Source organism: Methylobacterium sp. WL6, from assembly GCF_008040095.1.
In the GTDB taxonomy this organism is placed as follows: Bacteria; Pseudomonadota; Alphaproteobacteria; order Rhizobiales; family Beijerinckiaceae; genus Methylobacterium.
Genome location: NZ_VRVH01000039.1, coordinates 13,942 through 27,263, shown reverse-complemented (window position 1 = coordinate 27,263; position 13,322 = coordinate 13,942). Strand labels below are relative to the sequence as shown.

Annotated in this window: 17 protein-coding genes and 1 pseudogene; 7 read left to right on the top strand and 11 right to left on the bottom strand. The window is 61.9% G+C overall.

The window, feature by feature from the left end:
• Positions 1 to 720: 720 nt before the first annotated feature.
• Complete coding sequence (locus FV230_RS08470) at positions 721 to 1,983, bottom strand: glycosyltransferase (RefSeq protein ID WP_147842039.1); 1,263 nt, start codon at positions 1,981 to 1,983, stop codon at positions 721 to 723.
• Between the two features lie 76 nt (positions 1,984 to 2,059).
• On the opposite strand from FV230_RS08470, the pseudogene FV230_RS08465 reads away from it, so the two are divergent.
• Positions 2,060 to 2,339: pseudogene (locus tag FV230_RS08465) on the top strand (hypothetical protein).
• A 364-nt stretch (positions 2,340 to 2,703) separates the two neighbouring features.
• Here FV230_RS08465 and FV230_RS08460 read toward each other — a convergent pair.
• Complete coding sequence (locus FV230_RS08460) at positions 2,704 to 2,958, bottom strand: hypothetical protein (protein ID WP_147842038.1); 255 nt, start codon at positions 2,956 to 2,958, stop codon at positions 2,704 to 2,706.
• Positions 2,959 to 3,077: 119 nt separating this feature from the next.
• Here FV230_RS08460 and FV230_RS29505 point away from each other — a divergent pair, with 119 nt between their 5' ends.
• On the top strand, positions 3,078 to 3,251 hold the full coding sequence (locus FV230_RS29505) for a hypothetical protein (protein WP_187275445.1): 174 nt from the start codon (positions 3,078 to 3,080) through the stop codon (positions 3,249 to 3,251).
• Between the two features lie 669 nt (positions 3,252 to 3,920).
• Positions 3,921 to 4,136, top strand: a complete 216-nt coding sequence (locus FV230_RS08450; RefSeq protein ID WP_147842036.1) for a hypothetical protein — start codon at positions 3,921 to 3,923, stop codon at positions 4,134 to 4,136.
• Between the two features lie 223 nt (positions 4,137 to 4,359).
• On the opposite strand, the gene FV230_RS08445 is transcribed toward FV230_RS08450, so the two are convergent.
• Positions 4,360 to 4,854, bottom strand: coding sequence for a ferritin-like domain-containing protein (locus tag FV230_RS08445; RefSeq protein ID WP_147842035.1), 495 nt, complete (start codon positions 4,852 to 4,854; stop codon positions 4,360 to 4,362).
• 241 nt (positions 4,855 to 5,095) lie between these two features.
• Between FV230_RS08445 and FV230_RS08440 the strand changes: the two genes are divergently transcribed.
• A complete protein-coding gene (locus FV230_RS08440) occupies positions 5,096 to 5,458 on the top strand; it encodes a hypothetical protein (RefSeq protein ID WP_147842034.1) in 363 nt (120 codons plus the stop codon).
• A gap of 283 nt (positions 5,459 to 5,741) precedes the next feature.
• Here FV230_RS08440 and FV230_RS29500 read toward each other — a convergent pair whose 3' ends face one another.
• Positions 5,742 to 5,906: a hypothetical protein gene (locus FV230_RS29500; RefSeq protein WP_187275444.1), complete on the bottom strand. Its 165-nt coding sequence runs from the start codon at positions 5,904 to 5,906 to the stop codon at positions 5,742 to 5,744.
• A gap of 135 nt (positions 5,907 to 6,041) precedes the next feature.
• On the opposite strand from FV230_RS29500, the gene FV230_RS08435 reads away from it, so the two are divergent.
• The gene (locus FV230_RS08435) at positions 6,042 to 6,299 is read left to right on the top strand and encodes a hypothetical protein (RefSeq protein WP_147842033.1); all 258 of its coding nucleotides are present in this window, start codon (positions 6,042 to 6,044) and stop codon (positions 6,297 to 6,299) included.
• Between the two features lie 3 nt (positions 6,300 to 6,302).
• Entirely contained in the window at positions 6,303 to 6,665 is a 363-nt protein-coding gene (locus tag FV230_RS08430) for a hypothetical protein (RefSeq protein ID WP_147725448.1), read from the top strand.
• A gap of 34 nt (positions 6,666 to 6,699) precedes the next feature.
• Here the strand turns inward: FV230_RS08430 and FV230_RS08425 are convergent, their stop codons facing one another.
• The 7 genes from FV230_RS08425 to FV230_RS08400 form a co-directional block, all read right to left on the bottom strand.
• Positions 6,700 to 6,882, bottom strand: coding sequence for a hypothetical protein (locus FV230_RS08425; RefSeq protein WP_147842032.1), 183 nt, complete (start codon positions 6,880 to 6,882; stop codon positions 6,700 to 6,702).
• A gap of 390 nt (positions 6,883 to 7,272) precedes the next feature.
• A complete protein-coding gene (locus tag FV230_RS08420; protein ID WP_147842031.1) occupies positions 7,273 to 9,249 on the bottom strand; it encodes a glycoside hydrolase family 104 protein in 1,977 nt (658 codons plus the stop codon).
• A gap of 2 nt (positions 9,250 to 9,251) precedes the next feature.
• Positions 9,252 to 9,776 carry a hypothetical protein gene (locus tag FV230_RS08415; RefSeq protein ID WP_147842030.1) on the bottom strand — a complete coding sequence of 175 codons (525 nt, stop codon included), beginning with the start codon at positions 9,774 to 9,776 and terminating at the stop codon, positions 9,252 to 9,254.
• Positions 9,776 to 9,931 carry a hypothetical protein gene (locus FV230_RS29495; protein ID WP_187275442.1) on the bottom strand — a complete coding sequence of 52 codons (156 nt, stop codon included), beginning with the start codon at positions 9,929 to 9,931 and terminating at the stop codon, positions 9,776 to 9,778. The genes FV230_RS08415 and FV230_RS29495 overlap by 1 nt, the downstream gene beginning before the upstream one ends.
• Before the next feature lie 196 nt (positions 9,932 to 10,127).
• Positions 10,128 to 11,105: a hypothetical protein gene (locus FV230_RS08410; protein ID WP_147842029.1), complete on the bottom strand. Its 978-nt coding sequence runs from the start codon at positions 11,103 to 11,105 to the stop codon at positions 10,128 to 10,130.
• Between the two features lie 7 nt (positions 11,106 to 11,112).
• The gene (locus FV230_RS08405) at positions 11,113 to 11,898 is read right to left on the bottom strand and encodes a Gp138 family membrane-puncturing spike protein (protein WP_147842028.1); all 786 of its coding nucleotides are present in this window, start codon (positions 11,896 to 11,898) and stop codon (positions 11,113 to 11,115) included.
• Positions 11,899 to 12,280: 382 nt separating this feature from the next.
• A complete protein-coding gene (locus tag FV230_RS08400; protein WP_147842027.1) occupies positions 12,281 to 12,802 on the bottom strand; it encodes an Arc family DNA-binding protein in 522 nt (173 codons plus the stop codon).
• A 131-nt stretch (positions 12,803 to 12,933) separates the two neighbouring features.
• On the opposite strand from FV230_RS08400, the gene FV230_RS08395 reads away from it, so the two are divergent.
• Positions 12,934 to 13,137: a helix-turn-helix domain-containing protein gene (locus FV230_RS08395; protein WP_147842026.1), complete on the top strand. Its 204-nt coding sequence runs from the start codon at positions 12,934 to 12,936 to the stop codon at positions 13,135 to 13,137.
• The last annotated feature ends 185 nt before the right edge of the window (positions 13,138 to 13,322 follow it).

Here is a 13,322-nt window from a genome sequence, read left to right as displayed (position 1 = left end):
CCCCCGCCCCCGCCGCCCCGGTCACGGGCCTACTGAGGATCGAGCAGGCTCCCCTTTGAGGAGAGCCTGCGTCTTCGGGGCCGCCTTGTCTATGAGGCCACCAGCTACCGGCCGCGGAAGAAGAAGAACCACGCCAGGAGAATGACCGGGATCGGCACCCCGATCAGCCACAGCAAGCTACCCGTCAGCATTTCGTTTCTCCCAAGTATGCAGCGGGCAACCTCCTGATGCGAATGACCGTTCCCAACGATGCCGCATACCCGCCAAGTGTGCCTACCGAGTTGCATCTCGTTCCCTGTGATCCTGCAGCAGTCATACAGGACCTGGGATCACTCGAGGCTCACCCTCACTTCAATCATCACCCACAGCATCCTCGTGATCGGCACCGTGGGCGGTCTTGCCGCGCTTGCTGATGGCGCGGTGCGGATGCAGCTCGAACAGGCTGTGCGGGGCAATCTGAGCATCTTGGGGCGTGCTCCAGCGCCGATGTGGGTTACCCGGGCGGATGATCGCTACGTTGCGAAGGGGCTCGACCGGAGCCGGCTAGGTGCGACTGTGCGGTTGGTTGGTGCCGACGACGCGCAGTAGCGGGGAGCCTCATGCCCATGCCGTTGGCAGCTCGGCAACCTACGTCGCGTAGCGCGTCGTCCGCATCTCGAACTTCTCGCTCCACGTACTCGCTGCCTATGGGACAGCTGGATCGGGGCACACCCCCGCAAGTCAGCGCTTCGCAGCTTGAAAACCGCCTGCACGCTCGATCGCGTCACAGGCGTCGCTAATGCCGTCGTCGGCCGCAGCCTGCATGTGCAGCAACTGGCATGCCGCAGCGACATGGCGGCTCGCGAGCAGATGGTCGAGCACCCGTGCCCCTCGGGCAGGGGTAAAGCGGCTCCGTGACAGACCGGCGCCCACACCAAGCGCCTTGAGCCGGCGCGCCTCATCGAAATGGTTGAACGCCACCGGCACGACAAGCTGCGGTACGCCAGCTCGGAGCCCCAATGCCACGGTGCCGATGCCGCCGTGGTGGATCAAGGCAGCAGCGTGCGGCAGCAGGGCCGTGAGAGGAGCGTAGGGCACATGGATCACGTCCGGCGATAGGTTTGGCGGGACCTGCCCAGTTTGAGGCGCCAGGAATACGCCCCGGCGGCCCATCTGCCGGCAGATCTGCAACGCTGTATCGAAGAACGAGCGCCCCTGCCGCATGCCCGAACCATAGGTGAAGACCAGCGGCGCCGACCCGGCACGCAGGAAGGTGACAAGGTCCTTCGGAAGCTCCGGGGTGTCGCCACATTGGTCGGCAGCCGGGAACCCGACCTGAAGGGCGTGTGCTGGCCAATCCGGCTGCGACGGCGCGTACCAGCCGGGAAACATCAGGATGAGGGTCGGCGCGAGGTTCCACCAGTGGCGCAACCGCCGCACCGGCGGAAGGTCGAGGGTGCCCCGGAAGGCGTTCAGAGTGGGGAGCGCTGCGGGGCTAATCACGTAGCGGTCAGCCCCCCTGCCGATCCAATGGCGGAGCCTCGCCGGCAGGAGGCGCGGCAACGGCAGGCCGGGTAGGCGCGGCGGCGCATGACGGCTTTCCATCAGGAAGGGCGCCACGTGGACAACCACGACGGGCAGCGCGAGCTTGTCCTGCGCCACACGGGCGCCGAGACTGAGGGTGGAAGCGACCACTACGCCCCCGTCCATTGCCTGTTGTCCAATAAGCCAGCGATAGGTCGGCTCAGTCAGCGTGGCGACAGCTTCGAACATCGCTTGGACGCCGCGCCACGGTCGCCACAGGTTCGGTGTGCCGATTAGGCGATCGTACTCGGCCTCCGTGCACAGCGCATGGAATACGAGCCCTGCTCGCGCAGCCAAGGCCGCAAACGGAGCAGGCGCGGCGAGCGCCACCACGTGGCCGCGGCTCGCCAGCTCGACGCCGATTGCTACCATGGGAAGAACGTCGCCATGGGTGCCAACTGCAACGATCTGAACGTTCATGCTGTCTCGGACCACAACACTCGAAAGCGGCTTTTTATCGAGTCTGGTAGATCAGGCCTGCGAAGGGGAGGCGCGCGTGGGGATGAAGACGACGTTCGTGGTGCAGATGTTCACCATCAAGCGGAAGCGCCTGATCCCCGGCGTCGCGAGGTAGCCCCTACTGACTGCGTGCACTGAAAAAAGTCGAAGCCATGGCTGGCTGGATGTCTGGTACCGCCGCCCTCAAGATCGTCGCCGACGATGAGACGGGTGAGCTGGAAAGCGCTACAATCCTTGGACAGTTCGGCAAGGTGCCGGACGACTTCGCCGAGAGCCTGCAGGGCGGCTGGAATGCAGAAAAGCCCCGCCACTATTAGGTGATATCATGCAGCAACATCACCCAGAAGCGCTGGGGTAACGGAACCGTGATCGGGCGGGATTGAATTTTGCATTCAGACGTGAAACTTTCGCGTCCTGCCGTAGTAAGTAAAATATGGCCAAGATTGATAATCCTCAGCTGCAAGCGATCGCTCATGCTCTAGGCGTTGAGCCTGAGGTGCTATTTAATGGGGCGCCGGAGATTGAGGCCACCGAAGCAACTACCTTATTGCGGCTGTGGTCAAAGATTGAAGACCCTCAAGGGCGCCAGCGCGTTCTTAGTGTTCTGCGGCAGGAAGCGGAGCGTTGCGGCTTCCGAGAGTGAGGCTGCCAAGATTTTCGCCCTAAAATAGACAGCAAGCGTTATTCCAACTCGGCTTCGGCTTTTTGTGCAATTTCACGGATCACTTTTAGGACCACGTCCCGTCCTTCCTGGGACCAAATTTTGAACCACAATCGAACCATTTCCGCGGTGGCGTCAGGATAAAATTCGCTTTGCGCATTCTGCATCAGCACTTCGACTGGAACGTCAAGGGACTGGGCGATCCGTCGCAACGCGTCTTGGGCTCTGCTGCGCTTCCGTGCACCGATCGGCGAAGCCCACGCTGGATGATGCATGCCAACCTCCACGACCGGCGGGTACCTGCATGCTGCATACAATCATAGATTATATCAAGCGTCGTTGACCGGGCGTATTTCGATGGCGCGCAATCTGCGCGTGTGATCGAGTCCCGCCTATGGTCGACGACACTGAATTCGATGAGATGGTTGATGCGTGCCGCAAAGCGCATGAAGCGGTGATGGAGTGTGGCACACCGGAAATGCAGGCGTTCACCAAAGCCTTGCTGCACGCTCTGGCGAAAGAAGCAGCTCGCCGCGCAACGGATGGGTCCGATGGTCACGATCATTGATACGCTCTCCTCCGTTGCTCCTTTTCAGGATGAAACAACGGGCCTGTGAGTTGAGCCTCTCGTTAGCCTGTCACACAGATCGCCTTGGCGTGGGCTTCCTGACTGACAACGACGCTGTGGCCTATAAGCCCAAGCGCACGGCGGGGGCGGGTGTACCTTTGTAGAGACCGTGCTTGGCTACAGTGGTGTGTACCAAGGGCGTGGTCGCTCTTAAGCCCACGAGCACAATCCTTGGCGCGCCCTCACCCGGCGCGCTTTTTTCGTTGGGGCGAAACTCGACTGGTCTTCACGACGTATGAGCTAAACATGGCACACGCTGAGGGTGTGAATTGGCAAAGCCTCACTACGTTGTCCGGCGCAGCCGGTCCGGCCGGTTTAACTTCGTTCTCATCACCGACGAGGGACGACTTACAGGGTCCGTCTTCATCAAGATTGAGGGCGGATCCAGCACCGAGATCGAGAGGCAGGCTCGCGATAAAATCCGTTCGCTAGCAGAGAGCTTCGCTGAGACCGCTGGCGTAACCCTCGGTGCGGAAACCAAGGTAAACCATTTTGATCTAACGCCAGCTCCCTCGTTCGACCATCTCGATACTTTGAAGTGATGTTGCTGTATTAAACAGTGAAGAAGCCTAGGGCGGATTTGTTCGGCCAGGCTGGAGGGAGAGTGGGATGGAGCCGCAGGTTTGGTTCGAGAAATGGTGCCGTGTCGAGCGGGACTCTTTGGCGGCCATTCTAGCTCGGATGGAGAAAGGCGAAATGCGGACATACGCCACCGATCCACGCGGCGAATTGCTCGATGTGTCTTTGGAGATGATGGCTCGCCACCGGTCTTCAGTTGTAGAACTTGACGGCATCATTGCGAAGATCGATGCCGCGAACGTGTAGAAACACAAAAGGCCCGCCGCGGCGGATGCCGGGCGGGCTGAGTGATGTCGGGGCCAGAGGAACCCCTTCAATGGCCATGGCGTAGCGGCAACTGGTTAACAGAAAACGAAATACCTCAGCTTGGATTTCTCCGGCCGAGCTGATGGGCATTGAGAGGCTTCGAGGCCAGATAGGAAGCGGGAAGTGCACTGGCTTAGTCGAAGCGCCCCTCCTTCTTGTGCCCCTACGCTGCCGCCTGCTCCACCGCCTCTGCGAGCTTCGAGGCGTACTCGTCCCCCTTGTAGATCTCGGAGACCGCCTGTTTGAGCTTGGTTTCGGCGTCGGACATGCCGAGCACCTTCGCATAGGCTGCTGCTGAACCGAAGCCTGCGAGACCGTAGTGCGACATGCGTTGATACTGCGCGATAATTGCGACGTCCTGTAGCTTGCCGTCGCTCGACGCCTCCTTGATGCCGTGCTTCAGCGCCTCGGTCACCAGGCCTTCCATGCCCTTGCAGTGTTCCGGCTCAGCCTGTCCGCCAGCGGCCTCGATGAGCTGCTTGAGCACGCCGGTATGCTTCTCGATCCCGCCCACGGAGTGCTCCAGCATCTGCTTGAGCTTCGGATCGCTGACCTTTTCGCCGAGCTGCTTCACAGCCCGTGTCATTTGGTCGTTTGCCGACCAAAGGTCCTTCATTTCGTCGAGGTAGACGTCTTTGAGGCTGTTCGGTGCAGACATGTGAACACTCCATCCTAGGGTCTTCGTCATTGAACCGACCATGAGTGAAATTGTTCGTCGGATGGGATCACGAAAAAGCCCGGCTCAGCAAGCGCTGGCCGTGCTAGGTATGAGTGCCGAAGCAAGATGAGGGCGGAAGCTTCGGCGAAGCTCGGTATCTGCCATGCCAGGGGGGTGAGATCGTAGGCCAAGGCGATGGCGCCGGGCTCGACAAAGTCGCCTCGGCTTGTATCCTCCTTGGATGCGCACCGCCTTCGCCGCCTTTGCAACGATCCTGACGGCCGGTGTTGGTGTCGCAGCGCCAGCCAAGGATGAACAACGAGCCGAGAAGATCGAGGGGCTTGTGCGCATCGTAGGCGCCCAGGCTGGCATCGTCCTGCATTGCCGTCAGTTCTATGCGATCGACGACAAGGTGTCGGACGGCTTGTCTCGCACCGTGCGGCCTACCCTCGATCAAAGCCTTGGGCCGAAGCAGGCTCAGACCGCCGTCGATGACGAAGGCAAACGCCTGGCGCAGGAAATCGCAGATGTTGGCCCTGAGCGCTGGTGCGCTGATCAGCGGAGCATCCTGAATACCGAGGGCGTCCGCGTCTTTCTGGACTGATCGACCGCCACGGATCAGCTGCATTGACCGATCACCGGCGCCCCAAGATCAGTTACGAGGACGTGCGAGCGAAAGATACCGACTGTTGCTGTCGCTGGCCTATGGTCGGCGATCGGCGTAGCGGCGCTGAGCGTCGTGGCATCGGAGCATGCAGCGCGGAGCGAGTCTGTGGCGGCCGCCAACGAGATCACGGTTTACATGCCGGTATCGGTCGCTACGGCCTCGATCGTTCTCACCGACGCTAGGGGCAACCGATACCGGAAGTATCGGGATTGACTGAGTGCTAGCTCGGCTGCTCCTCTGTCTCCTTGATCGCCGCCTCATCGTCCATCTGCGGTGCCGGGGCGGGGTTCGGCGGTGGGTCGCCTTCGGGCTCTTGCGGGGCAGGCGACGGATCGCCGATCGGTGTCGGATCATCACCCGGCTGTGGGGTGTCGGCGTCGATCATCGTTCGCTCCTATGATATGTACTTTGACCAAAGCCGCGGTGGGCCCGGCGTTCCATCGATAGGACCTCAGCGACCGCTCTCCGACCGCGCCCGAGATGCCCTGGCGAAAAACGCTTTTGCATGCCAGAGCGAGGCATGGTTGAGCCCTATCCGAACCAGTGCGAAGTGAAGGCCGACGGGCATTGGCTCGTCGTGAGCCTCGTTGAGGCCTCGACCCGGTTCGTCGCCGCAGAGAAGCGTTGCCCGGCATGCCATGGACGCCTCACGATGCCCGGCACGTTCACCTGGACTGAAACGCGGCGGTTCGCTCATCATCGCAAGCACGATGGCTGCCCGCTGCTGCCGAAGATCTACTGCGGAACCCCATCGCTGCACCCGAATGCGGTTGAGTAGGGCATGCTACGGCTGATGGGCGAGCCATCTCGACACCGCCACCCCGGCGGTTATTTTCCCCTGATGCGCACCGCCCTTGCCGTCATGATGCTCATTGCGACGACCACGGCCGGCCATGCGGAAATGAGCCCTGCGGAGTGCCGAACCTACCTTACCAGCCTCGATGAGCTACGTCGCGCGAGCGTCGAAAGCCAGGAGGCGTTCGGCGAACTCAATTTGGTGGAAATGATGAGCGGAGGGTCGACGGCCGTCCGTGATGCTTCAAAGCCGGTGGACGCGGCTCGGATCAAGCTTGTGGCGGCTCTCAGAGAGTATGTCGCCTTGAGTGCGGAGCTGGAACGACACCTTCGCAACTGCGTACAATGAAGCCTTCCGCGTCAGAACCGCACCACCACCGGGCCTACCGCCGGCGTGGATCTCGCTCCTCATCAGCCACCGCCTCCACTGCCGCGATAGCGTTCTCAAGCTCTGCAATCTGCCTCAGGACGCTCGTGGCCGGCAATGTATCGTGTTCGGCTGCTGCCAGGATCATCGCCCGCTGATGGGCCTTGAGGCGGTCTAGGAGGGCGTCGAGCTTGTCCATGGCGCGCTGTAGCGACGGGCCATCATCTCGACAAGCGCACCCCGGTGCATACATTGCCCGGATGCGCGCTGCCCTCGTCGCCCTCGCCTTGCTCGTCGTGCCCGCGGTGGCGGCCGAGCGGCTTCCGACGTTCCCGAAGCAAACGGATTATGGGACGGCCCGCGCGAGCCTGATAGCTTTGGGCTGGGAGCCGGCCCCTTCACCTATCAAATCGTGCGCGCCGGGCTTTGAGGAACGATGCGCGGCTTATCCCGAAGCTGAGACGTGCCGCGGGACTGGCGCCGCCGCGTGCGACATGCTTTGGCGCAAAAGCGGACGGCTTATCGAGGTTCGCACCTTCGGCGAGGATGATCCGCCGAAGGTGTCTACGGTCCGCTGTCGAGCAGGCTGCTAGCGCGCCGCTGCCTGGACGTTGCGCACCATCAGATCGTTGCTCCGGTTCGCGGCACGCTCGAAATGCTCGGCCGCCTTCTGCGGGTCCGTCACACCGTTGATCGTCACGTTGGTCGGCGAGTTCACGTTCATGCTCGACTGATTGTTCGTGGTCGAGGACGTGCCCATAGGGGCCGATCGAAGGTAGGCGTTCACGTCGAAGCTGCTGGGGTTGAAGCCTTTGCGGGCGAAAGAGCCTTCGGCCGGCTTCGGCATAACGATTTGCAGCGGAGCGCGAGTGCCGCCGCTATCGTCCCGGCGTGCGAGTGCCGCTGCGGCAGCAGCTCGCTCGGCAGGATGGCCTTTGAACCCCTCCCAAGCTCCGAGACCCTGCTTCCGCGCAATCCAGTGTGCCATCTGATCCTGAGTTGCTTCGTTGAACTTCGTCGTCTCCATATCCATCCCGAGCGCCTTTGCGGCTGCCCGAAGTGTGGTCCCAACGATCTGATACCGTCCTAGCGCCGATGAGTTAGGGTTGCCCGGTTGCCGGCGCATGTGGTTGCCGAGAGTGATGATCTCGTTGAGGCTTTTGCTCGTTAGGTCATGCTCCTTGCCGTCAGGCAGGAACCGGCCATGCGCAAGCGAGGTGTTGTATCCCGTGCGGTAGGTGCCTTCGGCTCGAGCGATATTGTCGAGCAGTCCTTGGGGAACTGGACCGAGCGGTCGTCGATCCGAGTTGTTGCCGGCGCTTTCGACGCCAAGCCCGCGCTTCACGGCATTCCAGCCGCGGCGCATGAGGCTCGGCTTCGCGGCATCGTTGGCCGGCTCCTGCCCGAGGTAGCTCGCGCCGCCAATCGCGCCAACGCCTAGGCCGCCACCGCCTCCCCCGAGGCCAAGCGAGCCCAGCAGACCCGTGACAGCCTTGCCGACTGGATCGCCCCTGCCGGGGTTGAGGAACTTGCCGAGCCGGTTGAGGGCATCGATCAGAAGCCGGACCTCGTGCGCTGTGTCGCGCACCGTCTTCGCAATAGCCTCGAATAGCTCGGTCGCGTGGCGCTGGTTCTCGTCGTTGCCGATCCACTCCAACACACCCTGCAGGGCTTTTCCCATCGCTTCGGCCGCCGCCGCGATCCCGCGCATGATCACTTCGACCTTCTCGGGGTTGGCCGCGACCCAATCCCGAAACGCCTTGACGACGCGTTCCAGCACTGGGGCCATGACAGCCGTGAGCTTGTCGCTGAGCGCGTCCATAACCGCGGAGAATGACCCAAAAGCGCGGGCCAGACGGTTCGCTGCGGACGCGGTTTCATCGTCGTTGAGCCCCAGCGATTTGCGCAAGGCTTTGTTCTCGGCCTCGAACTGCCGGATCTCCTTCCGGTAGCGGGTGAAGTGCTCGAAGTCCTCCTCCGAGATGCCGAGGATGCCGGCGACCTGAGAGCCCGCAAAATATGGGTGCTTGGCCGAGATGGCGTCGATCGCGTTGCCGAGCACGGTGGACGCGTCACCCTTGGTGTCCACGCCGTAGTTCTTCAGCAGCGCGTTCGTGCCGGGGTTCGTTCGACGGGCTCGCGCGAAGCTCTCCAACACGCCGATCGCGCGGGTGGCCGAACTGCCTGTCTGCTCGAACGCGTAGCCCAGCGCCTTGATGCTGTTGACCGAGGCGCCGGTGCGGCCGGCGACGTAGTAGAGCTTATCGAACTCGCCGAGCGATTTGGACAGGCCATCCGCCAGCCCCTTCAGCGCAAGCGCCGCACCCGCCGCGAACGCAACGATGCCAGCCCCCGCTATACGGGCGGCGGTCGCCATGCTCTCGGCCCGCTGCGCCAACTCTGTCGCCCGCCTGGCGCCGGCCGCGTGCGCATCACGTTCGGTCTTCTCCAAGCCTGCGACGGCGCGCTCGGTCTTGCCAATGGCCTCTTGCTGCTTCTTCGCGCCGGCTTCATCGACTTTGAAGCCAAGCGAGACAATAAAAGCTTTTAGAACCTCGTTGGACATGGCTAGTCCTCCTTCTTTTGAACAATGTACGTTATGGACTCGCGTAGCTTTCCGCTGTCCATGAGCGGGATCATCGGTCCAGGCGAGCGCCTGTTTTTCTTTCGATGCAGTCGAGCGTAGACGGTGCGTTCGGCGAGCGGCGGCGCGATCCCGTCCGTGATGACGCCGCGGACGCTGCTCTGCGCGAGCAGGCCGACACGCTGTAGGGCTTTCGCCCCTTCGGCCTTGCCCGCCGTCCGGTTGCCGCTCGAAACCGTAGCCTCGACCGCGCGGGAGGCCCCCTTCGCTAGCTCGTCGGTGATCTTGTCTTGAATGCGCTCGATGCCGGGAAACAGGAACGGGCGAGCCGGGATGTTGGCCTCCGGGGCGCCGTACTCGTGGATGTATCCGAGCGCTGCGTTCGTGAGCCCGCTATCGGCATGTGCGCCGGCCTCGGCTGGGATACCGATCACCACCTCCATCGAGGCGAGGTCGCGCAAGGTGCGCTCTAGCTCCTTCGTGAGATCCTTGCCGCGCTCGACCGGCATCAAGCGGCCCCTTCCGGCGGATCAGAGGACGGCGGCACCAGGGTCGCGGGATAGGACGACGCGTAGTTCAGCGTCTGCGCCATCGCGTGGCAGTAGGCGTCGAGGCAATCCATCAACTCGGCCTCGTGCTGGGGCTCGGCCGTCATCGACAGCACGGATCTATCCGGCACGCCCGCGGCCCTTAGGACCACCGTGAAGGGGCCTGAGCGTTCTTCACCGGGGCAAGTCGCAACGACGATGCGAACGGCGCCCACGGTCCACATGTGCGCTATCTCGACGTAGGTGCGCGGCACGTCAGGCACCGTCTCCACGGCTATCGGACGGAGGCAGAGCGGGACCACTTCACCCATCTCAACCTCCCGCCGCGGGAGCGTCGTTGTTGAAGTCGTCACTGATGCCGATGGAGCGAAGTTCGCGGGAGTCGGCGTTTAGGCCGACGCCTACGCCGATCGTGAAATACTGATTGCCCCGCGTGTCGCCGCTATGCTCGGATTTCAGCACCTTATAGAGGCCATCAGCCTGGACGCCCATAAGGTTGCCAGACTGAAGTAGGGCGTTGTTGCCTTGACCGGCCACCAATGGATCGAATGCCGCGCGAACAACGCTGCTCTCGTCAATTTTGACCTTGCAGCCGGGGACGATGAGCGGATTGAGTAGACATTGGAAGTTGACGCCGCCGATCGTTTGTTCTGGCATCCCTATGAGGCCGGAGGAGCTATTCAGGACGATCGTGCTGCCGGGGAGAGTGTTTGCAGCCTTCAGGACATGGAAGCGGCCGTTCACGTTGAACCACTGCGCCTCGCGTGCCTGGCAGACATCGCGGAGCATCTGGTGGGCCATGCCGCACGCAAGGAACCCGCGCGGAAACTTCGGGCCGCCGAGCTTGTCGATATGCCCAGCCGTGACCCCGAATGGCTTGAAGGCACTGAGAGCCATCTGCACACGGTCGTCGTGCGTGTGCCCGGCGGCAAGGGTCTTATTCAGCGTCGCGAAGTTGCGTGCATTCCCCGAACTAGTCGCAACGATATGCGTCACCACGTCGGTGATGTCCTCGCGAAAGTTTCGAGCCTGCCGGATCTCACCGCTGAAGATGACGGAGGTTCCGCCGTCGCGGTATCCCGCCGAGAGAACCACTTTCAGATTTTCCCTCGCAAGCTTCGCATAGCTGTCCTTCGACAGGTTCGAGACGTAGATGTTTGCGTGAGCCGGGGTGGACGACACGAACTGATGCGTGTCGAACCGGACGCGCGGGCCGTTGTCGCCGTCGCTGGTAAAGCTGAAGCCGCCGTCGATCGAAACAGAGACCTGCCGAAGGTATTGCTGCCCCATCGCTCCATCACCTCGATACGAGGGCAGTGAGGGTGTAGGCCGCGCGCTGGACCGGCTCAGGGATGGCCCGGACCTGGGATGCGAGCAGTGCGACGAGCAGCACCATGGCGCCGCCGGCCATGCCCTGGAACACGCTGCCGAACAGCCCGCCGCTTGGGCTCACCTTGCCCTTGACGTTCAAGTCGCCCTTGAGCGCGAAGCCCTTGGCCGACTCCATGGCGATCGCCATGCCAGACTTCATGCTGATGCCGGTGTCCTTGTCGAATGCGAGGGTATGCTTCCCGTCGTCCACCGAGACCGTCACCCCCTTCTGAGGGTGCAGGGACACGACGTGCTTCCCGTCGTCCGATCGCATCTCGTGTGCGTCGGGATTGAACTTCGGGAGCTTGCGTGGCGTGGAGCGGATGCCGGGGATGTAGACGGCATCCGAGAGGTCGGCCACGCGGGCGTCGATCTGGGCCTGTGTGCCGCCCTGCTGGTGCCAGGCATCCATCGAGCGGGCCATGAACAGGGCGATGCCCTCGTCGTCCTGCTTGACTGGGTGCGTTGAGGTCACGCCGCCGCCGCCCGAGAACTGGATCGGCGCATCGGTGATCGGCGGGTAATCCACCTGCTGCAACGACCCGTCTTCCTTTCGGAAAACTGCCTTCATTGTTGGCTGGATCGAGACGGTGTGCCCGTCCGCATCCTTGATCACCCGAACCGGCATCGCTGTCATAACCGACGACCGGACCTGATCCGCAAGGCTTTCGTAAATCTCTAGCTCGTCGGTGTAGCGTGTGCGTGGGTCCATGGCCGATCTCAACCTTCCATGTGACGGCGGGAGGTGGGGCGGCTTGCTGTCAGCGGAGCGCCCTGGCGCGGACGCTCGTTCAGAAGACGAGGGGCGCCGGTAGGCCCTGGGCATCGAGCGCGCAAGGCGGAGCGAAGCAGATCGCGTGCGTGATGCGAAACGGTTTCGCCTGCGGTGCCGGCCGCAGCCGCGATCGCCAACCGGAGAGACCGGTCTACACGAATGTAGAGATGCGAGGGATACTGGACTGACATCTGCGATCCAATTCAACAAGGTCGCAGCATATCACCCATGGGAGCTAACGTCTTGCGCTTATTCGATATACCATGCGAGGGATTAAATACCAAGATATACCAAAGACTGTTGAATTGGCATAAAGTACCTAGTTGTTTTCCGTTGCAACCTGCTTCTGACGCATAGCTCTATGAGCCCTTGTCCCCTGATAGACCCGAGCTATTGACTTGGCTAATCGGCCGTCTTGCGAGGCGGCAAGTGTTACTATTTCTTGCATCTTGCTCTGCATAAAATCTATCAATCGATCGATTTTTTTCGATGATTTTGTCCAGTCAATATCATTCTGTCGACCAGGGTCTATTTCATCCAAAGCTGCTCCGAAGCTATTACTTATAATAAACAGGAACCATATACGGTCCTTGCCGCCAAGATAGTCCAGTAATCTCTCATATTCGTCTTCGCGATGCTCTACATCGCGGCTGGGCTCGAAGGACATTGCGACGCGCCCCTCTATCTCCTCGCTAAGAGATCTCTCGTTTTTTTCTGCGGCCTCCTTCAATTGCTCATGCAGGCCCCCGCGCACTCGAAACGTCAGCGTCGGCCGCTTCTCGGTACCGGGATAGATACGGGGGCGCCCCTTGGATCGTTTTGCCGCGGCGTCGTCCGTCATCGCCTATCTCCAAGCATCTTAACTTGTGCTGTGCTAGCACCGCAAAAACCACTTGCCAACCCCTGCCGGATCTGTCCATATAAATTTGCGCGGTGTTATCACCGCACTTGTTGACGGATGGGAGGTGAGAGATGTCCGACGACATCATGCAGGTGCTGACGGAGCCGACTGTGGATGTCGTGCTGGCTGGACGCGTTCTGGGGGTAGGGCGGAACACTGCTTATAAGGCGGTTCGAGACGGCTCGTTGCCTGCCCTCAAGGTGGCAGGACAGTTCCGCGTCCCAACCGCGAAGCTCCGCGAAATGCTTGGTCTGCCAGCGCCAATCGCCGCCTGAGCGCCGCTATTCCGGCGGGCGCGTCCCGCTGGATCACCGCGCCGAGCCATCCGGCCAGCGCTCAACAGCAGGAACAAGACATGAGAAACCCCGCGACGCGCGGGGCGAACGCAGGGCTCTCGAATGCAGCTGTGGCGGCTTGCGATCAGAGAGATACGGCGGTTCGTCCCCTTCGGCAAGACTTA

Coding starts and splice junctions, on each gene's coding strand:
- FV230_RS08470 (WP_147842039.1), bottom strand. CDS start 1,983: ATGAACGTTCAGATCGTTGCAGTTGGCACCCATGGCGACGTTCTTCCC.
- FV230_RS08460 (WP_147842038.1), bottom strand. CDS start 2,958: ATGCATCATCCAGCGTGGGCTTCGCCGATCGGTGCACGGAAGCGCAGC.
- FV230_RS29505 (WP_187275445.1), top strand. CDS start 3,078: ATGGTCGACGACACTGAATTCGATGAGATGGTTGATGCGTGCCGCAAA.
- FV230_RS08450 (WP_147842036.1), top strand. CDS start 3,921: ATGGAGCCGCAGGTTTGGTTCGAGAAATGGTGCCGTGTCGAGCGGGAC.
- FV230_RS08445 (WP_147842035.1), bottom strand. CDS start 4,854: ATGTCTGCACCGAACAGCCTCAAAGACGTCTACCTCGACGAAATGAAG.
- FV230_RS08440 (WP_147842034.1), top strand. CDS start 5,096: ATGCGCACCGCCTTCGCCGCCTTTGCAACGATCCTGACGGCCGGTGTT.
- FV230_RS29500 (WP_187275444.1), bottom strand. CDS start 5,906: ATGATCGACGCCGACACCCCACAGCCGGGTGATGATCCGACACCGATC.
- FV230_RS08435 (WP_147842033.1), top strand. CDS start 6,042: ATGGTTGAGCCCTATCCGAACCAGTGCGAAGTGAAGGCCGACGGGCAT.
- FV230_RS08430 (WP_147725448.1), top strand. CDS start 6,303: ATGCTACGGCTGATGGGCGAGCCATCTCGACACCGCCACCCCGGCGGT.
- FV230_RS08425 (WP_147842032.1), bottom strand. CDS start 6,882: ATGGACAAGCTCGACGCCCTCCTAGACCGCCTCAAGGCCCATCAGCGG.
- FV230_RS08420 (WP_147842031.1), bottom strand. CDS start 9,249: ATGTCCAACGAGGTTCTAAAAGCTTTTATTGTCTCGCTTGGCTTCAAA.
- FV230_RS08415 (WP_147842030.1), bottom strand. CDS start 9,776: ATGCCGGTCGAGCGCGGCAAGGATCTCACGAAGGAGCTAGAGCGCACC.
- FV230_RS08410 (WP_147842029.1), bottom strand. CDS start 11,105: ATGGGGCAGCAATACCTTCGGCAGGTCTCTGTTTCGATCGACGGCGGC.
- FV230_RS08405 (WP_147842028.1), bottom strand. CDS start 11,898: ATGGACCCACGCACACGCTACACCGACGAGCTAGAGATTTACGAAAGC.
- FV230_RS08400 (WP_147842027.1), bottom strand. CDS start 12,802: ATGACGGACGACGCCGCGGCAAAACGATCCAAGGGGCGCCCCCGTATC.
- FV230_RS08395 (WP_147842026.1), top strand. CDS start 12,934: ATGTCCGACGACATCATGCAGGTGCTGACGGAGCCGACTGTGGATGTC.